The following is a 23,370-nucleotide window of genomic DNA, read 5'->3' as shown; positions in this document are numbered from 1 at the left end:
CCTTTCTTACTTCTGTGCAATTTTTTCAATCTTATAATGAATATGTAAAAATTCAAGTCCAAATAGCCACATGCTATGATGAGCTGTTAACATTTTATCCTTACCCTCTGTAATGATGAAAGTCTCTGCTAACGGTAAACGGATTGTTAAGAACCGAGTATGTAAATAAATCCCCTCATCTCCCTGGCCATTTTCTCTTAACTTACTAGTAATGATTAAATCATGATTATCATTATATAGTTTCAAAATACCAGTCATATTCGAATAAGGTAAAGGTAAGGCGATATTCATATATGTCTCATTCTTATTTGTATGCTTTGAATAAAGAGCTACAAAAATAGATTCACCTGCTTCATTTTTCCTTATCCAAGCCCTTACATTCTCTCTTCCATCTTTCTCATCTATTACACTAATGATAGAGCCATGCATCGTTTCCCAATTGCCGCCCATCCCTAAATGTATTTGTCCTACATGCTTGCTCATTTTCTCATAACAAAATGCAAATAGGCGGAACCAACGAGCCCATTTAATATTTGATTGCAACTCATACTCTGTTGTATTTTCATAAAAACGAATCATACTTAAAGGTACCTTCGTCACGTCAAATGACTCACTATGAAAATCAGTTATTTGATCAACTAAACCGTTGTATTCCTTACTGCCTACTAAATTGCCGCTATATAAAAAAGCCTCACCAATTGCCACACTTCCTCTTAATTTACTCATTGGTTTCCCATAGTATTTATAATTCGGAACACTCTTTTCGATCATCCAGCCGACAAATGCCGGTAACGCTACTCCAATTCCGTTGACAACACCGTGAATCCAAACCATTTGAGCAATTGTAATCGTCATTACATGCTTCAAATTTCCGTATGAATATATAAGTGAGAACATAATTGTAACCATGAGTGTACTAGACGAAACGATTAAAAGAATCTTTGCACTGATAGCATTAAATTTTGCTCTCCAAACGTAAAATCCATATCCATAAATGGCACATAAATATAGGAGCACTGCAAAAAATTCAAATATTCTCGAGTATGTAATTCCTATTGCAACTGTCATAGGTGAAATCATGATGATAAACATAATAGCATCATATACTTTACTTCTCTTTTCTCTTTTTCTCCCTATTAAACCAGCTGATAATGGCAATAGAAACGCCGAATAATGAAAATGCGCTGCTGTGAGTAAAACAATGTCAGAGCTAAAATGCATAATTGAAAGTTTTGCTACTGAAGCAAAAAACCAAAAACCACCTAAAAACAAATAAATAAACGCACTATCTATGGCGATTTCTTCTAACGGCTTCCATCCTCTTTCTAGCAATCTACTTACACCAAATAACGCAACAATTCCTGTATATACAAACCAAACTAGCGCAAATACATTGTAATTTGTGACGAAAGCTAGCATTGCACAAATTGCTGCGATTGGATATAAAAACGATACGAATTTATAAAATAATAAATACGATCCATCTCTTTTTCTTTTATCAATAATACAAAGTGACATTGGTATAAATAATAAAACAGACAATAATATAATTGCTTCAACAGGATTTATATTCGACCACTCATATATTAGAAAAACAACATAACAAGCAAGCCCAAATATTATATTTTTCATATCGTTTATTTCCTTTCCACAAATGTTCCCTTATATGAAAAAAGCGAGCCAATTAACGGGTTTCGTACTTGTACATGAATTCGAAAACACTGTAGTGTTGCATCATAACTTTCAACAATTTTTGCTTCACCATACAAAAATTTTGGTAACGGCATTTTTCTTCCAAACATATAAAACCATTGTTTCTTTGAAGAAATATGCATTGCCCCTAACTCATCGATATGAAAATGCAGTGTAGAAACGAGTAAATGTGGTTCGCCAAAATAATCTACAATTTCATTTTCGTTTCCATCCAATTGCATAACTGCATTAAAATATCTTTTCTTATTTCACCTATTGATTCCCCTTCTCCAGCTATTTCAAACCCAAATCCAATCTTTGTTTTATACAAAAACTTCTGTGGTTCTCCTTCTTTTTTCTCTAAATACGAAATTTCAGTAAAGCGAGCATCCCACACTGTATGTATATGTGGTTCTTGCGTATATTCCCGTAATTTTCCATCTTCTTGTTCATTTTTGTCGCAACATAAATAGGCTGTTTCCTTTTCATTCTCCCCACCTCCTATGCACTATAAGTTTAATGTACATGCAATGCATTTATTTTGCTACATTTTTCACAAACTTCCTCAGAAAAAAGAAAGAATTTTTAAAATATATATAAAACACTTGATTCCCCGAAAAATTTAAATTATTATAAAACAAATGTTACCAACAACTTCATAAATCAAACACTCTCGCCTAAAACGTGAGATAGAGGTTGCGATACTTATGAGTATTCTAATGGAGACACAGAGATGTCTATGAACTTAGATGAAAGGAAGTATTGCCGAAATTGATAAATTTCTCTGCATTTATCAATTGGGGCTGTTTTCGAATAGAAACAGAACTGTCATATGTACAGACGTGTACGTATGAAGAGCTATCTACAAAAAAGAGATATCATTTTTTATGATATTCCTTTTTTGGCGGTTTTTTTATTAGCTCCGTTTTCTGTTTCCCTTTTCCTGTAACAGCACCATCCTCACTTATTTGAGATGGTGTTTTTTGTTTGTCTTTCTGGTAACTACAGGAGTATTGGGATTGATATATTTCCTAATCTATTCTTAAAAATAGACGAAAGAAGGAATTTGTAATGGAAACAATTGTTCAAAAATTTGGTGGCACTTCTGTCGGAAGCGTCGAACGCATTCAACATGTAGCAAATTTAATTATTGAAGAATATGAACGAGGTCATAGCATTGTCTCTGTCGTTTCAGCAATGGGAAAAAGCACAGATGAACTTGTCGCACTCGCTAACGCTATCACAGAAAATCCAAGTAAACGTGAAATGGATATGCTTCTATCTACAGGAGAACAAGTAACTATTTCATTATTAACAATAGCACTGCAAGCAAAAGGCTATCATGCAATTTCATTAACAGGGTGGCAAGCAGGTATTACGACAGAATCTGTACATAGTAGTGCACGGATTACTGACATTCATACAGATCGTATTCAATCTTATCTTGCTGAAGGTACGATTGTTATTGTAGCTGGTTTCCAAGGAGTCAGTGAAGATTTTGAAATTACAACGCTTGGACGAGGCGGTTCTGATACAACTGCTGTCGCATTAGCCGCTGCACTTAAAGCAAAAAAATGTGATATTTATACGGATGTTACAGGCGTATATACGACGGACCCACGAGTTGTAAAAGATGCTTACAAATTAGACGAAATTTCTTATGACGAAATGTTAGAGCTTGCTAATCTCGGTGCTGGCGTATTACACCCGCGCGCCGTTGAGTTTGCTAAAAATCATAACGTAGTTTTAGAAGTTCGCTCAAGTATGGAACAAGAAAACGGAACAATTGTAAAAGGAGAATGTAACATGGAACAACAATCAATCGTTAAAGGTATTGCATTTGAGGATAATATTACACGTGTCACAATTAAAGGACTAGAACAAGGCTCGCTTTCAACAGTTTTCTCTACATTAGCAGCAGCACACATTAATGTAGATATCATCATTCAAAGTATTACAAATGAAGGAACTGTACATCTCTCCTTCTCCATTCACTCGAATGATTTAAGAGAAACTTTAAAAGTTTTGGAACAAAATCAAGAAACTCTTCACTATGAATCTGTAGAACATGAAAACCACTTAGCAAAAGTATCAATCGTAGGATCTGGCATGGTATCTAACCCAGGTGTCGCTGCAAATATGTTCACTACTTTAAAAGAAGAAGATATTCATATTAAAATGGTAAGTACATCAGAAATTAAAGTGTCTGTCGTTATTGACCGCCTTCATTTAGTAACAGGCGTTGAGGCGCTGCATCAATCATTTATGGCGAAAATTGAGCCTTTCGTGCAAATGAGCTAATTTGATATGTTTAGTAACGCTTATAAAAAAATCATATTAATCTACTTCCTTCCTATTAAATAAAAAGCTATTCGTTAACAAGATGCTATATGACATATTAAAAGCACCTTGTCAATTTTTCCTATACTGTGACAAGGTGTTTTTGACTGAAAGGAATTTGTAACTACTTAGTAGTATAATTATGAGGATGATTAAATAATGAACTTTTATACATAAGGAGATAAGACTATGGCAAAAAACAAATTACTACGAATGGACAATGTCAGCATCGTTGTAGAATCCCTTGATAACGCAATCTCTTTCTTTGAGGAGATTGGCTTGAATCTCGAAGGTCGAGCCAATGTCGAAGGTGAATGGGCTGGTCGCGTAACTGGACTCGGTTCTCAGTGCGTAGAGATCGCTATGATGGTCACTCCAGATGGCCACAGCCGAATTGAACTTTCGCGATTTCTCACCCCTCCTACTATAGCAGATCACCGAACAGCTCCTGTAAACGCCCTCGGTTATCTACGCGTCATGTTCACCGTCGAGGATATTGACGAAATGGTATCGAGACTCACTAAGCATGGTGCAGAGCTCGTTGGTGAAGTAGTTCAGTACGAGAACTCGTATCGTCTCTGCTACATTCGTGGAGTCGAAGGAATTTTAATCGGTTTAGCGGAAGAACTCGGTAATAAATAAGCAAGTGACGTTTTATAAAAAGGCACTATCATTGAATAAAACGTAGACTCTTAAGCGATTTTATTATTATATTTTGAACCCCGTCCTAGCTTTAGAACGGGGTTATGCTTGTTTGAGCTTTTAAAATTAAATAACTTTATTATCATTTTACATATAGATTTCAAGGATCTACCCAAATAGCTTTCATATTACCGATATCCCAAAATCATTATAATACAATAAAAATATTCGTTATACCCTTTCCTAGGAAATATAACTAACTCTTCTCACTTTTTATCACATATATCTTTTCGCTCTTTCTCTTGAAAAAACGATCTATATTCATTCAAAATAACTTTCTTCACATTCGAATAAAAAACCATCATGAATAGTGCAACTCCTAATACAAATACTTGTATTCCTTCATAATCAATGAATGCACTCATAATTAGCAATCCAAACCCAATATAAAAACCAAAATCATTCTCTTTCTCAAAATCCTCATCTTCTGCATCACTATGTATTTTCTTTTTGAAATCTTGATTCCCTTTTATCAACTCATCTAGCGTAACATTATACATTTCGCTCAGCAAAATTAAATTATCAATATCAGGATAACTTTTATCATTTTCCCATTTGTATACTGCTTGCCTCGTTACACCAATCTTTTTAGCAACATCCTCTTGTGAAAATCCCTTTGACTCTCGTAGTTTTTTTAACTGTTCTCCTAAGTTCATAACGTCCCCTCCTTTAACAAATTATTACATAAAAAGAGATGTAAAAGAAAGAAACCATTAGTAAAATTCACTGTAAACCATTCGTTTACGCAATAAAAAGAGAGGATAACTCTTTGAGCTACCCTCTCTTACTTCTATTAAAACAGATGAATGTTTTCTTTCTTGCAAGCTTCACGTAAATCGTCAGGCCATACAGAAGATTGAACTTCACCGATATGTGCTTTACGTAAGAAGTACATGCACATTCTTGATTGTCCAATGCCACCGCCGATTGTTAATGGTAGTACGTCTTCTAGTATACCTTTATGGAAATCATACTCACGTTTGAAGTCTTCACCAGTTTTCGTTAACTGCTCATCAAGTGATTTACTATCAACACGAATTCCCATTGATGATAACTCAAATGAAGATTGTAGTACTGGGTGCCAGAATAAAATGTCACCGTTTAATTTCCAATCGTCATAATCAGCTGCGCGTCCGTCATGCTTTTCACCTGAACGAAGTGCATCACCAATTCCGATAATGAAGACTGCACCGTGTTCTTTTGCAATTGCATGTTCACGATCTTTCGGTGTTAATTCTGGATATTTATCTTCTAATTCTTGAGAAGTAACGAAAACAATTTCTTCCGGTAAATACTTTCCAAGGAACGGATATTTTTCAAATAAGTGATCTTCTAAATCTTTGAATATTCCATAAATTGTTTGTACTGTTTTTTGTAAGTATTCAACAGTACGCCATTCTTTTTGAACGATTTTTTCCCAATCCCATTGGTCAACATAAATGGAATGCGTTGCATCAAGTTCTTCATCACGACGAATCGCGTTCATGTTTGTATATAAACCTTCACCAGCTTCATATCCGTATTCATGTAATGCAAATCGTTTCCATTTCGCTAGTGAATGAACAATTTCTAATTCTTCTCCTGAATGTAACATATCAAATTCAATTGGACGTTCTACACCGTTTAGGTGATCGTTTAATCCTGATTTTTTCGTTACGAATAATGGTGCAGATACGCGGAATAGTTCAAGGCGTTTTGCTAATTGGTCCTCGAAAAATGTTTTAACTTCCTTAATTGCGATTTGAGTCTCTCTTACTGTCATTAATGATTGATACATGGTGGTTTCCTCCTAAAATGTTTGGATGTTGTGAAAAGAAGCCAACAAAAAAAGCCCTTCTTTCCCAAAAAACTGGGACGAAAGGCTTTGGTTCCGCGGTACCACCCAAATTAGCAACAGAGGTTGCTCACTTATACAATACGGAGATGAAATATCTCGATACTGTTCTTCTTGTAACGGCGAAGTTCCCGGCTAAGTCTACTTTCCTATAAAGGATTTCGGTTAGCAACTCCAGGAGGTTCTTCATAATAGGCTTCGTATCAGGCTCACACCACCCCTGACTCGCTTAAACTACGTCCTACTACTACTCGTCCTTTCATAGTCGTTTTGTTGTCACATCTCTGAAACATTTTATTAATGATTATTCTATACAAAAAATAAAGAAAGTCAACAAAAAGTTTTAAAATATTTTTCAATTCTTTATTTTACGGCTTTATTGATTGTTGTTAATTTAACATCTTTACTTTTTCTGCCTCGTCAATCCAAAAAATGTTTCACTGACCGAAACTAACGTATACACAACAATTAATGTGATCGTTCGGAATATAGAATCTGCAGTATTTCTTATTATTTTCATTTTCTTTATAATTCCTTTCAGTTTACTTGCAAATTCATGTTATACTATAGCATTCAAGCAGTTTATTTTTACTTAAAGCAATCATAGTCATTTATAAAGAGTATTTTCTAAATCATTGACTATTATCAAATAAGATTTTTATATAACGGAGTGATCATATGAGTAAAACGAAAGCAAAACCGAAAAAAGGTGTAGGACAAGGTACAGGAAGTAAAGGATGGAACCGTTGGCAATCAAGTGCAAAGAAAAAGGCAGCTGCCAAACCATACAAAAGTAAAGGTACAAAGAAGTAATTTAAATAACATTTGATTTCTTTACTTTGTACAAAACAAAATATAATTATTACAACAAAAAAGCTATGCCCTCATAAATTTGAAGGCATAGCTTTTTTATATTAAATCATTAAAATATCTCGAATTTCTTCCTCTGTGATTGAGGACAATTTCTCTTCTCCCGGCTCAATCACTTCAGCGATTAAATTTTTCTTACTTTCTTGCAGTTCATGCATTTTCTCCTCAATTGTTCCCTGAGCTACTAGCTTTATAACTTGCACTGTATTTTTTTGTCCCATTCGATACGCCCTATCGGCCGCTTGTTGTTCAACAGCTGGATTCCACCATAAATCATATAATATTACTGTATCTGCACCAGTTAAATTAAGTCCGGTACCACCAGCTTTTAAAGAAATGAGAAATAGATCTCCTTCTCCTTCGTTAAACCGATCGCACAGCTCTACACGATCCTGCGCTGGTGTACTCCCGTCTAAATAAAAGTATGGAATTGCTTGTCGATTTAACTCACGACCAATAATGGAAAGCATCTTCGTAAATTGAGAAAAAATTAATATTCTCTTCCCTGTACTTCTACATTCCTCTAAAATCTCTAACAGTTGTTCAAATTTAGCTGAACTTCCTTTGTAATCATCAACAAATAAAGCGGGATGACAACAAATTTGTCGCAATCTCGTTAAACCAGCTAAAATTCTAATTTTATTTTTACGTAACGTGTCTTTGTCTAAATGCTTTAACGTTTCTTCCCTTAACTTCGCTAAATAAGCAGCATAGAGACTCTTTTGATCGGGTAATAACTCCGATGATTGTAAGTGCTCTATTTTCTCTGGCAACTCATTTAATACGTCCCCTTTTAATCGTCTTAATACGAATGGTTTCACTCGCTTCGCTATATCTTCACGCCTTAAATCACCGAACTCTTTTCTTCCTGGTAATAATTCCGGGAAGACGACATGGAAGATAGACCATAGCTCTTCTAATGAATTTTCTACAGGTGTACCAGTTAGTCCGAAACGGTATTCAGCTTGAATTGTTTTCACAGCTCTTGCCGTTTGCGTTGTAGGGTTTTTAAACGCCTGTGCTTCATCAAGAAATAGTGTATGAAATGGTCTTGCATATAATCTTATATCTCTTCTCAGTAATGGATATGACGTGATTACGACATCAAATCCCGTTATATCTTTCAAAATTTTCCGGCGCTCTGCTTGGTTTCCATCTGCAATAACTGCTCTAATATGCGGGGCGAATTTTTTCAATTCACTAAACCAATTATAAACAAGAGATGATGGTGAAACGACTAATATTGGCAGTTTCTTTTCTCGAATCTCAGTCAAAACAGAATCTATAAAAGCAATGCTTTGCAACGTTTTTCCAAGTCCCATATCATCTGCTAAAATACCGCCAAAACGGTAATGAGCAAGTGTTTTCATCCATTCGAACCCATATACTTGATACTTTCTCATTTCTGCATTTAAAGTATTTGGCACAGCAAACTTTAATTTTTTCGGGTTTTGAATGTTTTCTACTAACTCTTGAACAGAATCATCCAAACTTAAAACATTGCCTTCATGAAGTCCGTTCATCCATTTTACACTTCGAATAAGCGGAACATTTACCTCTTCTCCATGTAAAAATTCTTTCCGAATACCTGATTCTTTTATAAACTGATTAATTTCATTAAACTCTTTACTCTCTAGCGATAAAAACGAACCATTCGCCAATCGATAATATTTATGTTTCTCTTCAAGGGCCGCTAATACACCTTTAATTTCTGCTTCTGGTATTCCTTTTATATCAAAACGAAATGACAACCAATCAATTCTTTCTTTTCTTCTCACTCTAATAAGAGGAACTGCATCCCCTTTACTAATTCGCAATTTGATTGCTGTTGTCGCATAAATATCAACTAAACCTTTTAATGTTGGCACGACGTGATATAAAAAGTTATACTCAGCTTCTTCATTATGCATAAAGTAACCGCCTTCTGTTTTTGCAAAAGCACTTTCACTCATAATGTCTAAAATCTCTTTTTCTTTTTTCTCATCACGATTAAAAACAGACGGCTGTCCATCCTCTTCTAGCGGATTAATCATGACGTTCCCATAGTGAAATTCAAGACCTGCTAATAAGCGATTTTTCACGCGGTCTAAATACAATTTCGCTTTTAGCGAAGGTGTTTCAACACGATCCGATATTACTTCATCAATGTGTACAGTTCCGAGCTTCATTAATCCTGGTACAACTTTCGCGACGAAATGTTCCATCTTACTTTCTGGAATATAAAACTGATTACTATTTGAGCGACTCATCATCTTTTGTAATTCAATAAGTCGCATACAATCTTCAATGTGTAAGTGATATAATTTCCCATCGTAAAGTGCATTGTTATACATATCCATAACTTGTACACGATTTAAACCATCTATATGAAGTGTAAATCCGCCATTATTTCCCTTCGTAAATTCAAAGTGTAACGGCAACAAACCTTTTGAAACTTGTAATCCCTGAAACAGTTGTTCATTTTGTTTCAGCTGTACATATTCAGCTTTAGAAAGTGAAAAGAGCATATCTTTCCATGAAGCTGGTGGTATAAATATCATACTTTCATCTTGTTTCGCATGTACTTCTAGCGTATCTTCATACATTTTTTCGTTATGATACATTTTAATGAGCTGCTGAATAATTGCATCCGTTTCTTGTTTAAAACTATGTACATCTGGTGTATATGTAAATTCATTTGAACAATGAAAAGACTCTCTTTTCTCCACCTTAGAAAGAAATTCTCTAATATGATTTATGAAATACACTTTGGCAAGTTTCAATTGAATCCCAAGAAGAGCCCCACCACTTCTCGTAGCAACTGGTGTACATATAAACTCAATATCTAATATTTCACGTGTATCAAAACGGTGTTGTTTACTTTTTGGCCTCAGTGGTTTGTCTGCAAACAGCTGAAACATACCACTTGTCAATTGATCATTTCTGCTACTAGTGGAGCTCATTCCACCTGTTTGTTGATTATAGTTTATTTGTATTAATACTGCTGCAACATGTTGACAGTACGTTTGAAAAGACGCTAATGAAGGACAACTACATTTTGCAACAACATCACCCTTTTTGGCTTTTGCTACTGTAACATGGAAATCCTCGTTCCCTTTTACTGTCGCCTCACAAATTTCTTTATTTTCATCGTAATGATCTATTATCACTTTATTTGATTTATAATAGGCTTCACCTCTTTTATATGAGGTCTCTCCGCACACTTCTTTAATAATCAATTTATTCAATGTGAAACTCATCGCTTTGACACTTCCTTAATATAAAACCATTTTCTCTTACTTAACATTTTACATGCTCCACGAGAAAATATAAAATGTTGATTTAACAAAAGAAGATGCTTATTTATAAGCATCTTCTTCACTCTATCTCCATCAACCTCTTCGCCTCAAAATACAACACTTGAATAAACTTCTTCGTATTAATTCGCGTATGACCAGAAGATGCGAGTTCATCTTTCGTCATTTCTGTCATCCGTTTTCTAACTACGGTAAAATCGAAAAATTTTGGAGCATAGCTTTCAAATTTTGGATTTGAAAAGTCTGTTAATCCTAAAGAAGCCAAATGATTTAACGACTGATAAATAGCTCGACGTACTCTTTGTTCAGACGCTTTTTTCTCTTTATCAATATCCGCCTCTAAAGCTAGATCCCCTAATTTCCTTATCGTAATATGATGAAACATTTCTTTTAACGCAGGAAAGCCAAACTCAAATGTCTGTGCCTTTTCTTGACCATATAAATATTCCAGCATACTAAGTAAATCTTTACTTCCATTCTCTCCGGCAATACCGAGTTCTGATAGTAAAAAGCGCCCTAAATCCCCTATCTTTTTTCCTTCTTGCACTGGTTCAGTACGCAATTGCGGCTTTTCCCACTGAAACACGTTATTCAATGATTTTTGAATATCATGTATAGAACGCTCCAATCTAATACGCTCCATCACTTTGCGTACAACAGATACAACTTCGATTTTGTTTAATGGTTTTGTAATATAATATTCTACACCAAGTGTATATGCCTCACCTATAAGCTGCTTCGATTCCACTTGAGAAATCATAATGATTTTCCCCGTGAAAGTTGACGCAATGTGACGAACTGTTTCAATTCCGTCCCTCATCGGCATCAACAAATCAATAAATAAAATATCTACTTTTTTAAAATTTAGTTGATCCGCTTCAATAAAAGCTCCGTCATCCGCCTCACCAATTACTTCTCCAAGATCTCCATCTTCAATAATTTGCGAAAGCATCGAACGGAAAACTTCATCATCGTCTACGATATAATAAAACAAATCTATTCCCCTTCCTGCTTTAAACTATCCTCTGGTAAACAAACGATAAACTTACATCCTCTTTTATTTTCTCGGTCTTCTAATTTCACTTCTCCGCCTAGCTCTGTTACCATTTCATTTATGTAAGAAAGCCCAATACCAGTTGACGGTGTTCCCGTTTGATCATACTTGGAAGTAAATCCTGGCTTAAATACTAATTTCTTATACTTTTGTGTAATACCAGGCCCATCGTCAATTACTTCAAAAAATATATGCTGATTTCTTTTATATAGCTTAATAATAACGAAACCTTTATCTTCAATTGCTTCAACTGCATTTGCAACTAAGTTATTAAAAATTGATAGCACTGTATACACGTGGTATGCAGCATGCTCACCTTCTATATGTTTAGAAAAACGTATATCCTTTTCTAGCATTTCAGCATACTTCTCGTTTATTCTAACAATCATCTCTGCTAACTCATGTCCTTCTACATATTCAGCCACATTTTTATCTAATAACAGTTTAGATAATCCTGCAAATATCCTTTGATTATCCTTTTTTATTTCATGCACTTCCCCCGCTATTTTCAATGCTGTTTTACTACTTGAATCAGCGCTTACTTGTAAATTTCGATATAGTTGATATGCTTCTTGTGTAATTAACTCCGCATTTTGTAACGTCTTTTTCAAATGAACAGATTCCACATATAAATTAGAAAGATGCATTAACATATTTTCATTTTCTTTTCGAACTTGCGATTCTTTTAATTTCGTTTCATATAAATTCATCATATTTAAAAAACCAAGTGCAAAGAAACTACGAAAAATAGCAATAATAATAAGTTTATTCACTTCAGAAATCGTTATTGTTGTACCTAGTACTAACATGTGATAAAACGCAAGTTCTGACATACTTGCAACAATTTCAATTGAAATTCCAAGGCATCCAATAATGATTGGTTTCTGATGGAACTTATTTACCCTACAAAGCGAAAAAAAACTGCCATAAATAAAATAATAGAAGAACACAGGATAACGCAAATAAAATGATTCTGTCATATGAAATGAACCTTGCATGATCCAGTCAAGACATACTCGGAATAAGACTACAGATATACCAACAAGAATACCTGCAACTCCTGCTGGTACTCTTCTTAAAAATAATAATAAAAAGAAGAATAGCGGTGTACCGAAGCTAACTCGAAACGTATCATTAAAGGGATGAAAGTTCAGCTCCCCAGCAATCGGAACAACGACCATTAATATAATTAAAAGGGACATATCTTTCTTCCATAATTGATTCCAATTCAAAGGTGACACTTCCTATACTTTTTTTCAGTAGTAAAAGTGAAAGCCCGCTTATTGTTATAAACGGGCTTTTTTTCTATATTCTAACCTTTTCTACCGCTTTTATTTGGCGATACTCTGGCTTCCACATTGCTTCTTGCACTGCCATCTTGATATCGTTATCACTTAAGTTCACTCTTGCAACACCTTCTGCAACTGCAACTTTCGCTACTTCAATTGCAACCATTTCTGAGATATTACGTAATTCTTCGACCTCTGGTAAAATAGGTGCTCCTGGCTGACTTGTATCTACCATACTTGCAACTGCTTCAGCAGCCGCTGCGAACATTCCATCCGTCATGACGCTTGCTCGTACTACAATTGTTCCAAGACCAAGCCCTGGGAAAATAAGTGCATTATTTGATTGTCCAATCACATACGTTACACCGTTATATGTAACTGGTTCAAATGGACTTCCTGTTGCAACTAACGCTCTTCCTTCTGTCCAATCGATTAAATCTGCTGGTTTTGCTTCAGCAAGTGGCGTTGGATTCGACATTGGTAAAATGATTGGTCTTTCTACGTGAGAAGCCATTTCTTTAATAATCTCTTCTTTAAATGCACCTGCAACAGTAGATGTACCAATTAAAATTGTCGGTTTTACATGTTTCACAACTTCAGCAAGTCCGATCACATCATTTTCTTTCCACTCACTTACTTCTGCTTCTTTTCTTGCGTACGGAATTTGGAAATCAAGAAGATCTTCCATATTATCTGTAACTAACCCGTTACGATCAATACACCAGAAACGCTTATATGATTCTTCTTCAGATACGCCTACGCGGACCATCGCATCTCTAACTTGATCTGCGATACCGATTCCAGCCGTACCAGCACCAAATACAACAACGCGGTGTTCACTTAGCGGTACACCAGAAGCTTTCACTGCCGATAATACTGCCGCAAGTGAAACTGCACCTGTACCTTGAATATCATCATTAAACGTACAAACGTCATGACGGTATTTATCTAAAATTTTTCGTGCGTTACGAGAGCTAAAGTCTTCCCAATGTAAAAGTGCTTTCGGGAATTGTTTGTTTACCGCTTGTACAAACGTATCAATAAATTCATCGTAAGCTTCACCTGTTATACGAGGGTGACGATTTCCAATATAAAATGGATTGTTTAATAGCTCCTCACGGTTTGTACCTACATCTAAAATTACCGGTAATACACGACTAGGATCGATTCCAACTGCAGCAGTGTAAACAGCTAATTTTCCGATTGCGATGTTAATACCACCAACGCCCCAGTCACCAATTCCTAATATGCCTTCTCCATCTGTTACAACGACTAAATCAATGTTCTCAGCTGTTGCACCGATATTCGTGAATGCTTCTTCGATACCTGATGGATCGTTAATTGATAAATAAACACCACGTGGTTTACGATATTCATGACTATATCTTTGAATTGCTACACCGACAGTTGGTGTATATACAATCGGTAACATTTCACGTAAATGATCTGTTAATATACGATAAAATAATACTTCATTTCGATCATGTAACGCAGTTAAGTATACATTCTTTAATAAATCATCCGGCTGAGAACTAAATTGTTCGTATGCTCGGCGTGCCTGTTCTTCTAACGTTAAAACCGCTGGCGGTAATAACCCTTTTAAACCTAACTCTTCTCTTTCATTTTGTGTGAAAGCTACCCCTTTATTTAAAAGTGGTGTTGATAATACTTCTGCTCCTCTTAATGTTGTTTCTAATGCACCATTAGAAGCTACTGTAAACTTGCTCATAACATCCCTACCTCTATTCATATATAGCATTTCTATATTGTAAACAAAAAAGAGGGGATTGTCCCCCTCTTCTTTTAATTTTTCTTTAAAAGAGTTGCTCCTGCAATCCCTGGGTGTGTCATCTCGAATGGATCTAGAATTAACTCTAAGTCTTCTTGTGACAATACACCATTTTTCACACAAAGTTCTCGAACGGATTGGCCTGTTGCAATTGCTTCTTTCGCAACGCGAGCTGCTGCTTCATAACCGATATGAGGGTTCACGGCTGTAATAATTCCTACACTTTTCTCAACATACTCTTTTAAGCGATCTTCATTCGCTTCAATTCCTTTTAAGCAATTATCTGTAAAGGCACGGAAACCGTTATTCATAATGCTAATCGATTGCAGTAAGTTGAAAACAAGTACTGGTTCCATCACGTTTAATTCTAATTGTCCTGCTTCTGAAGCAAGGCAAATTGTATGATCATTACCTATTACTTGGAACGCAATTTGATTAATAACTTCTGGCATAACAGGGTTTACTTTCCCTGGCATAATAGAAGAACCTGGTTGACGAGCTGGTAACATAATTTCCGCTAAACCAACACGTGGACCTGATGCCATTAAGCGAAGGTCATTTGCAATTTTAGACATATTCATCATACATACTTTAAGCGCTGCAGATACTTCAGTATAAGCATCCGTATTTTGTGTCGCATCTACTAAATCTTCTGCACCAACAAGCGGTAATTCACTAATTGCAGCTAAATGTTTTACAACTGCTTCAATATATTCTGGGTCTGCATTTAAGCCTGTACCAACTGCAGTTGCCCCCATATTTACTTCATATAAATGTTGACGCGATTGTTGAATTCGTTTCATATCACGTTCAAGTACGCGAGAGTATGCTTTAAATTCTTGTCCAAGACGGATTGGCACCGCATCTTGTAAATGTGTACGACCCATTTTAATAACATGGTCAAACTGTTCTGCTTTTAATTCAAATACATCATGCATATAACCCATCGTTTGTAATAAGCCTTCTAATGCATTTAATGTTGCGATATGAATCGCCGTTGGGAATGCATCATTTGTTGATTGGGCCATATTTACATGACTATTTGGACTAATATAATGATAGTCTCCCTTTTCCATTCCTAATAATTCAAGCGCACGATTGGCAATGACTTCATTTGCATTCATGTTCATTGAAGTACCTGCTCCGCCCTGAATTGGATCTACGATGAAATGATCATGCCATTTTCCATCAAGAATTTCTTGAGCAGCTTCTGCGATCACACCGCCCTTGTTTAATTCCAATCTTCCTACATCTGTATTCGCAAGCGCTGCTGCTTTTTTTACAATTGCGAACGCTTTAATTAAACCTTCATGGATTTTGTATCCTGTAATTGGGAAGTTTTCAACTGCACGCATTGTTTGTACGCCGTAGTATGCATAGTTTGGTACTTCTTTTTCACCTAAAAAATCTTTTTCAATTCGAACACCATTTTTAACTTCAGTTAATGTTGCCATGATTATTCACTCCTTAACGATTTCTTATGCTGCTTTTGTTTCTTTGACTGTTTCTACATATTGTTTTGCTTTCTCATTATCGAATTCGCCTTCCCACTTCGACATAACAATGGCCGCTAATGCATTTCCTAATACATTGACAGATGAGCGAATCATATCTAAAATGCGGTCAATTCCCGCAATTAATGCGATACCTTCTAGTGGTAACCCCATTGAACCTAACGTTGCTAATACAACAACGAACGATGCACCTGGAACTCCCGCCATACCTTTGGATGTTAACATGAGAACGAATAATAACGTTATTTGCTCCGTTAGTGACATGTGCACACCGTACATTTGTGCAACAAACAATGCCGCTAACGCTTGATAAATAGCCGATCCAGTCAAGTTAAATGTATAACCTGTCGGAATTACGAAAGAGGCAACTGCCTTTGGACAACCGAACTCTTCCATTTTTCTCATTATATTAGGTAAAACAGCTTCTGAACTTGCTGTTGTAAACGAAAGAATCAGTTCTTCTTTTAAAATTTTCATTAATGTAAAAATGTTTACTCCAACCATTCGTGCATTAATACCTAATACAATCACAACGAATAGTATAACAGTTACGTATACAGCTAGCACTAGTTTTCCTAGCGGAAGTAATGTTGCTACACCAAATTTTGCAACCGTAACGGCAATTAATGCGAATACACCAAATGGTGCAAATTTCATAACTTGATTTGTAACCCAAAACATGGCTTCGAGTACGCCTTCAAAGAAGTTAAAGACTGGCTTTCCTTTTTCTCCAATTGCCGCAACTCCTAAGCCGAATAATACTGAGAAGAATATAATCGGTAATAGGTCACCTTGTGCAATCGATTCAAATACGTTTTTCGGTACAATGTGAACAATTGTCTCAGCAAAACCTTTCTTCTCTGTTGCATCTGCAGTTTGTTTATAAGAAGAAATATCACTTTGCTGTAAATTACTCATATCAACGCCAGTACCTGGTTGGAATATATTCGCTGCAAGTAATCCCATTAAAATAGCAATCGTCGTAATAATTTCGAAATAAAGAATTGTCTTACCACCCAGTTTCCCAAGCTTCTTCATATCTCCTACACCAGCTACTGCAACAATTAATGCTGAAATAACAATTGGTACTACAATCATCTTAATTAAGTGAATAAATATATCCCCAATTGGTGTGATATAAGAAATCGCCGTTTTATTGCCATAAAAGACTGCCCCTACTACAATCCCTAAAACAAGCGCGACAAAAATTTGTGTTGCCAATCCGAATTTTTTCATTTATGTTCATCCCCTTCATGCGAACGCTTTCAATTTGAATTTATAAAAGCTACTCACACATCTTATAAGCGAACCTACAAAATCATACAAAAACCTACAAGTTCGTCACAAAAAATTCAAATATTTTTCTTCTTTTTTTCATTGACACCATTTTGTTAAAAAACGATAAAATAAACTTGATAAGTAATCAGATTGTTTCGTATAATCAAAAAGATATATACTTAAAACAAATCAAAATGAAAAGGAGTGGATGTTATGAAAAACTATACAAAGCAATTCGTCCTATCTTCTTCTTTTCTTTTTCATTTTCTTAAAAAGGAACAAAGGCATTCGCCTTTGTTCCTTTTTTATTGCGATCTATATAGGGGGAATTGTTATGAGACCATATAAACGTGTCTTAATTAAATTAAGCGGCGGTGCACTTGCCGATCAAACTGGAAATAGCTTTAACTCCAAACGATTAGAACATATCGCAAACGAAATTTTATCCATTGTTGATTTAGGTATCGAAGTATCCATCGTCATCGGTGGCGGTAACATTTTTAGGGGGCATCTAGCTGAAGAATGGGGAATCGATCGCGTAGAAGCTGATAATATCGGTACGTTAGGTACAATCATTAACAGCTTAATGCTTCGCGGTGTTTTAACAAGTAAAACAAATAGAGAAGTACGCGTTATGACGTCCATTCCATTTAATGCAGTAGCTGAACCATACATTCGCTTGCGTGCAGTCCACCATTTAGATAACGGTTATATCGTTATCTTTGGAGGCGGAAACGGGCAACCGTTCGTGACGACAGATTATCCAAGTGTACAAAGAGCCATTGAAATGAATAGTGATGCCATATTAGTCGCAAAACAGGGTGTCGATGGCGTTTTTACAAGTGATCCGAAGCATAACAAATCAGCAAAAATGTACAGCAAACTAAACTATAATGATGTCGTTAGACAAAATATACAAGTTATGGATCAAGCGGCATTACTGCTTGCCCGGGACTACAATTTACCAGCACATGTCTTTAACTTTGATGAGCCTGGAGTCATGAAAAAAATATGTTTAGGCGAACATGTGGGGACGTTGATTAATGATGATGTTACGATGTTGGTGCATGAAAAATAATGATTTCCCACCAAAAAAGGGTGTCTTTTGTAGGCACCCTTTCCTAATTCATCATCACAAATAGAAGTCAACCAATCCCGCCACTTTCTCCTTACAACGCTCCCAAAAAGATAACTTTTCAAAAAACTCTTTCGTCATTTCTTTCGAATCATGAAAATCCTCTGTTAACGCCTTATTAACTTGTCCTACAATAGGACCACCATAAATATAAAAATTCATTTCATCATTTATATTGAAGCTACGCGAAGTAAAGTTTGTTGTACCAATAACTGTTAATTCATTATCAATAAGCATTAATTTGCCATGGAACATTCCTTTTTTATACCCATATACAGTAATCCCATTATTAACAGCTTGACGTATGTATGGATACGCCGCTTCTTTTATAAGAGGTAGATCTGGTTTATATGACCAAAGTATTTTTACTGTAACACCACGCTTTTGTGCTGCGATTAAAGCATTCATGGATTCTTTATTTTTTGCTATAAAATACGGCGTTGCAATTACAATGGAGTGCTGAGCTTGTTTTATGAGCTCTATATATTTTTCAGCAACGTAATGCCCATTGTAACTAGTCATAGTATGTAATGTATTCCCTTTACTAGCTTTATTCGTACTTCTCTTTATCTCTTCTTTCGTATCTCGTTTCCAGTCTAAAGCGAATTGCTGTTCTAAATCTTTTGCTCCTTCTCCTTTAAGTCGTACATGATAATCACGCCAATATCCAAATCGCTTATCTTTCCCTAAGTACTCATCTCCTATATTAAATCCGCCTGTATAGCCAATCTCCCCATCAATCGTCGTAATACGGCGATGATTACGATGGTGAAGTGAATAAAATCCGAATGGCAATGTAGGTTTTCTACTATATGTAAAATGTACACCACTTTTCCGCAATTCATTTATCACCTTTCTTTCAAATGATAAATCATTAATGCGATCAACTGATAAATAGACGTTTACTCCTTCTTTTGCCTTCCCTTTTAATAAGTTTAAAAAAGTATGACTACTTTTATCATCCGACAAAATGAAGAAATAAGTGTAGATGGAGCTTTTCGCTTCTCTTATATCAGTAAATAATTGTTTATAAAAAGACTTCCCTTCTACATATAATTGAAAGTCACTATAATGAGGCGCATACTCTGTCGGCATGTTTTTCCCGGCTTCCATTTTCCTACCTAAGGTAACATCGATATGCATCCAAATTAAAATAAAAACGAAAATAGCAATAATAATAGAAGTAACTCTTAATATTTTTTTAATCATTTTGGTTTCCTTCCAATCATATTCCTTACTATTTCGTAGTGTTTCATTTAAATATGTTTTCATACGAAATGTATTTCTTATTTTTATTGATACTAAACAGTTAAAGGAGATACGAATATGAGAAAAGGGAAAACTCCTATTGTTTTTATCCCAGGTCTTTTCGGTTCAATGAGCAATATTATTATTCCCGGCACTGGTAATTGGAGTTTTGGACTTTCTGCATTTGTTTACGAACCATTCATCATGATGCTAGAAAGTATGGGGTACGAACGAAATAAAGATTTGTTCATCTGTTTTTATGACTGGCGGCAGCGTATTGTTTTTTCTACACAAAAATATTTATTACAAACGATTGCTTATGCTAAAAAGATTACAGGTTGCGATAAACTAAATCTAATTTGTCATAGTATGGGCGGCCTTCTTGGACGTTCTTACGTTCAAAGTGCAACATATAAAAATGATGTAAATCAGCTTATAATACTCTGCACACCAAACGCTGGATCTTCACCAAATTATAGTTATTGGACTGGAGGTACTCTCCCTATCCATGCCTCTTCTAAAATAAATATCGTTCATTTTTATGTGGAACAATATATTTGTTACTTAAGCATCTTACATAAAATGAATAAAGTTGAGGCGATACACATTTACTTTCCAGGATTACAAGATGTTATTCCTTGTAAAGATTACGGAAATTATTTATTTATAAGATCCGGCTCTTCTATTACATTTCTTCCTTATAGTAAGATGAAAACGAAAAACCCTTTCCTCGATACATTAAATGAAAATAGATTTATTATACAAAAAAGAAATATTGAAACGACACTCATTGCCGGAGATGGAGAGGAAACAATTCAATATTTACAAGTCGTCCCTTCACATTCCAAACTGAAATGGACAGACGGCAAAGTCGTCGGTGATTTACTTACAAAACATGGTGACGGTAACGCTGTTCTACATAGCGTTTTTCTTCTAGAGGGAAATAAATATGTTTTGCATGCTTCACATAACGAAGTGCTCTACAAAAGCATTCCTATACTACAAAAGATACTCTAAATTTCAAAAAAAGGTATGGCATTAAGCCACACCTTTTCACATTAAACAAAATTCCTCGCATCATTATTTCTTCCAAACTTATAAATAGCAATTAAGAAGAATGCAATTGCGAAAGCGAATAAAATTAAAATGTTTAAATACAACTCCGAGAATGGTATTCCTTGTTGTAGTTTCGATACTGTGTCTAACAACCAGCGCTGTGGAAGAAAATCAGCTACTTTTTGTACTGCACTTGGCATAATGTCATATGGGAAATAACAACCCGCTAGTAAGCATGTTGGTACAATGACCATGTTTTGCATCGCATTTGCCGATGCTGAGTTTTTCGAAAAAGCTACAAGGACTAATGATATTCCAATTGCGATTAATGCAAATAGCATTAGTACGCCCATCATCACTATGAAAGGCATATTGATATTCGTATGAAAAACATTCGTTAGGAATAGGATTGTAATCAAAATTTGTACTGTTAGTATTATCATATTTACCCCGACATTAGATAATATGAACTTCTTCCCATCTATCGGCGTTGATAATAGTCTAAAGTACGTTCTATTCTCTTTTTCTTTTAAAATATGACCTGATAAGTTCGCTGCTGAAAACAGCATAAACATAATAAGGTAACCCATCGTTTGATTTGTCATATCTTTATTTTTCGAAGTATCTTCTAGCGTCTCAGTTTTCATTTTAAATGAACTTTTTTGATACCCTGCGTACATATTGTCGAATGTACTTTGATCTGTTCCTGCTACTTTACTAATAGCTGCTATATTATCAATATAATTATATAAATATAATTTTATAAATCCTGTTACTTGATCACCTTTAATCGATGAAATTTCAATATGCTCTGGTTTCCCTTCTCGAACACTTTTTGAAAAACCAGAATCTAATGTAATAACTCCATCAAGTTTTTTGGAAGTGAGTTTATCTTCTACTTCAGACTCCTTAACCTTACTCACATTCACATGATTTAATCCTTCTAAAAACTTTATCGTATCATTTGCTATTGGCTCATTTTCTTTATTTACAATCCCGATATTTAACGTTCCTTGCCCTGCATTTCCGTATATCGAAAAGGAAATGAGCGTCCCTATTATGGGCAAGCTAATTATAATGAGTAAACTTTTTTTATTTTTCAAAAGCACAGATAACGTTTTTTGTATGAGCCATAAAATATCCTTCATGCTATAGCCCCTCCCGTCTACGTAATGCAATAATTGCAATTAATAAAAAGAGTGCTGAAATTCCAATATTTAAAGAAATGACTGGTAGTGCTGCCCCTACATCATTTGCATAAATAATTTTCATAACAGCTGTATTTGCCCAAGTTAATGGCGATAAATTCGTAACGAAATTTTCTTCTACTACGAAATATGCACCTCCAAAAATAGAAGCTAATTGCACAACAACCATAATAATTGCCCTAGACGCTTCAGCTGTTTTCGTGATATATCCGATTCCTAAACCGAAGCTAATTGCTAGAAAGACTTGTGTTAATAAAATAAGAAATATGATTCCAAGATGGTCGCCCCAATTCGCTTGAAAAACAAATTTACTAAATAACATGACGAGTAATATGCACAGGGCATTTGCTACTAGGCTACCAAGTACTTTTCCAATGAATATTTCAGCTTTACTTATAGGTGCAGCAATGAGACGATCTCCTGTTTTACGTATTCGTTCTCCTCGAATTAAAGAACTCGCTCCCATCGCAGCATATAGTGCAATCATCGTTGTCATTACAACCGCATAGTAATCCATAGAACCTGGTTTTTTCGCAGCTTGTAAAGATGTTTCTTTTATATAATCATTATGATTTCCGTTTGAAATAACCGTACTAACCTTAGTAGGATCTACTTTTGCAACTTCGACCGCTACATTGTACTTATCAACAAATGTTGTAAGCATTCCCTCCACAATACTTCCCTCAATACTACTTTTGTCACTCCCATAAAATTTTGCACCATCTTTATTTAACTCTACATAAGCAGCATATTTATTTTTCTTCACTTCTTCTTTCCCATCTATACTGCCGGAAGCTTTTTTAAAATGAATACCTGATTTATCCACTTCTTTCGTAAATGCTTCAAATGATTGAGAAAACGTGCTACTCGCTTCATCTTTATATAGCACTTGTATATCTTTAATCGAATGACTATCACTATTAAATGCGTTGGTTAACGCTGTTCCTAACACAAGCATAAGCACAATCGGAAATGCTAACATAAAAACTAAAGTTCTTACGTCTCTGAAATCTCTTTTAATATGCATAATTGCAATATTGAAGATGTTCAATTGATGAACCTCCC

Annotated in this window: 17 protein-coding genes, 2 pseudogenes, 1 riboswitch and 1 other annotated feature; of the genes and pseudogenes, 5 read left to right on the top strand and 14 right to left on the bottom strand. The window is 35.2% G+C overall.

Translation table 11 applies throughout. The annotated features are described in order from the left end of the window. Positions 1-6 precede the first annotated feature (6 nt). The 3 genes and pseudogenes from NST90_RS08860 to NST90_RS08850 all read right to left on the bottom strand — a co-directional run. Positions 7-1,632 carry a YndJ family protein gene (locus NST90_RS08860; RefSeq protein WP_000789388.1) on the bottom strand — a complete coding sequence of 542 codons (1,626 nt, stop codon included), beginning with the start codon at positions 1,630-1,632 and terminating at the stop codon, positions 7-9. Between the two features lie 5 nt (positions 1,633-1,637). Continuing rightward, positions 1,638-1,961: pseudogene (locus tag NST90_RS08855) on the bottom strand (DUF4166 domain-containing protein); the annotation flags it as partial. Then, positions 1,949-2,181: pseudogene (locus NST90_RS08850) on the bottom strand (hypothetical protein); the annotation flags it as partial. The pseudogenes NST90_RS08855 and NST90_RS08850, both read right to left, overlap by 13 nt. 193 nt (positions 2,182-2,374) lie before the next feature. Beyond that, positions 2,375-2,561, top strand: a riboswitch (Lysine riboswitch). A gap of 202 nt (positions 2,562-2,763) precedes the next feature. Here NST90_RS08850 and NST90_RS08845 point away from each other — a divergent pair. Next, positions 2,764-3,993: an aspartate kinase gene (locus NST90_RS08845; RefSeq protein ID WP_000448028.1), complete on the top strand. Its 1,230-nt coding sequence runs from the start codon at positions 2,764-2,766 to the stop codon at positions 3,991-3,993. Between the two features lie 228 nt (positions 3,994-4,221). Further along, a complete protein-coding gene (locus NST90_RS08840; RefSeq protein WP_001107259.1) occupies positions 4,222-4,674 on the top strand; it encodes a VOC family protein in 453 nt (150 codons plus the stop codon). A gap of 266 nt (positions 4,675-4,940) precedes the next feature. Here NST90_RS08840 and NST90_RS08835 read toward each other — a convergent pair whose 3' ends face one another. Together NST90_RS08835 and asnA are read right to left on the bottom strand one after the other, a co-directional pair. Continuing rightward, a complete protein-coding gene (locus NST90_RS08835; protein ID WP_001048452.1) occupies positions 4,941-5,390 on the bottom strand; it encodes a helix-turn-helix transcriptional regulator in 450 nt (149 codons plus the stop codon). Positions 5,391-5,527: 137 nt separating this feature from the next. Next, a complete protein-coding gene (gene asnA / locus NST90_RS08830) occupies positions 5,528-6,511 on the bottom strand; it encodes an aspartate--ammonia ligase (protein WP_000284917.1) in 984 nt (327 codons plus the stop codon). Positions 6,512-6,581: 70 nt separating this feature from the next. Next, positions 6,582-6,840: a binding site (T-box leader), on the bottom strand. Between the two features lie 406 nt (positions 6,841-7,246). On the opposite strand from asnA, the gene NST90_RS08825 reads away from it, so the two are divergent. Continuing rightward, positions 7,247-7,381: a DUF3934 domain-containing protein gene (locus NST90_RS08825; RefSeq protein ID WP_000047588.1), complete on the top strand. Its 135-nt coding sequence runs from the start codon at positions 7,247-7,249 to the stop codon at positions 7,379-7,381. A gap of 101 nt (positions 7,382-7,482) precedes the next feature. Here NST90_RS08825 and NST90_RS08820 read toward each other — a convergent pair whose 3' ends face one another. The 6 genes from NST90_RS08820 to NST90_RS08795 all read right to left on the bottom strand — a co-directional run bounded on the left by NST90_RS08820 (position 7,483) and on the right by NST90_RS08795 (position 17,616). Next, the gene (locus NST90_RS08820; protein WP_048534330.1) at positions 7,483-10,677 is read right to left on the bottom strand and encodes a DEAD/DEAH box helicase; all 3,195 of its coding nucleotides are present in this window, start codon (positions 10,675-10,677) and stop codon (positions 7,483-7,485) included. 118 nt (positions 10,678-10,795) lie between these two features. Next, positions 10,796-11,728, bottom strand: coding sequence for a response regulator (locus tag NST90_RS08815; protein ID WP_283748212.1), 933 nt, complete (start codon positions 11,726-11,728; stop codon positions 10,796-10,798). Positions 11,729-11,730: 2 nt separating this feature from the next. Further along, on the bottom strand, positions 11,731-13,029 hold the full coding sequence (locus NST90_RS08810; RefSeq protein ID WP_002023846.1) for a sensor histidine kinase: 1,299 nt from the start codon (positions 13,027-13,029) through the stop codon (positions 11,731-11,733). A 64-nt stretch (positions 13,030-13,093) separates the two neighbouring features. Then, positions 13,094-14,806, bottom strand: coding sequence for an oxaloacetate-decarboxylating malate dehydrogenase (malS, locus tag NST90_RS08805; protein ID WP_044306982.1), 1,713 nt, complete (start codon positions 14,804-14,806; stop codon positions 13,094-13,096). A 74-nt stretch (positions 14,807-14,880) separates the two neighbouring features. Next, entirely contained in the window at positions 14,881-16,320 is a 1,440-nt protein-coding gene (aspA, locus tag NST90_RS08800) for an aspartate ammonia-lyase (protein ID WP_016122264.1), read from the bottom strand. 24 nt (positions 16,321-16,344) lie between these two features. After that, a complete protein-coding gene (locus NST90_RS08795) occupies positions 16,345-17,616 on the bottom strand; it encodes a cation:dicarboxylase symporter family transporter (protein WP_000713293.1) in 1,272 nt (423 codons plus the stop codon). 376 nt (positions 17,617-17,992) lie between these two features. On the opposite strand from NST90_RS08795, the gene pyrH reads away from it, so the two are divergent. After that, a complete protein-coding gene (gene pyrH / locus NST90_RS08790; RefSeq protein WP_001248059.1) occupies positions 17,993-18,736 on the top strand; it encodes a UMP kinase in 744 nt (247 codons plus the stop codon). Positions 18,737-18,790: 54 nt separating this feature from the next. On the opposite strand, the gene cls is transcribed toward pyrH, so the two are convergent. After that, positions 18,791-20,002 carry a cardiolipin synthase gene (gene cls, locus NST90_RS08785; RefSeq protein ID WP_000591921.1) on the bottom strand — a complete coding sequence of 404 codons (1,212 nt, stop codon included), beginning with the start codon at positions 20,000-20,002 and terminating at the stop codon, positions 18,791-18,793. 117 nt (positions 20,003-20,119) lie between these two features. Here cls and NST90_RS08780 point away from each other — a divergent pair, with 117 nt between their 5' ends. Beyond that, a complete protein-coding gene (locus NST90_RS08780; RefSeq protein ID WP_001225397.1) occupies positions 20,120-21,058 on the top strand; it encodes an acetyltransferase in 939 nt (312 codons plus the stop codon). A 41-nt stretch (positions 21,059-21,099) separates the two neighbouring features. Here NST90_RS08780 and NST90_RS08775 read toward each other — a convergent pair whose 3' ends face one another. Both NST90_RS08775 and NST90_RS08770 read right to left on the bottom strand, forming a co-directional pair. Continuing rightward, the gene (locus NST90_RS08775; protein WP_044306569.1) at positions 21,100-22,245 is read right to left on the bottom strand and encodes an ABC transporter permease; all 1,146 of its coding nucleotides are present in this window, start codon (positions 22,243-22,245) and stop codon (positions 21,100-21,102) included. Position 22,246: 1 nt separating this feature from the next. Next, positions 22,247-23,356: an ABC transporter permease gene (locus NST90_RS08770; RefSeq protein ID WP_001020154.1), complete on the bottom strand. Its 1,110-nt coding sequence runs from the start codon at positions 23,354-23,356 to the stop codon at positions 22,247-22,249. Positions 23,357-23,370: the final 14 nt, after the last annotated feature.

It is taken from the genome of Bacillus sp. FSL E2-8900 (assembly GCF_037966225.1).
In the GTDB taxonomy this organism is placed as follows: Bacteria; Bacillota; Bacilli; order Bacillales; family Bacillaceae_G; genus Bacillus_A; species Bacillus_A cereus.
The sequence above is the reverse complement of the archived record's forward strand: the minus strand, read 5'-3'. Positions and strand labels throughout refer to the sequence as shown.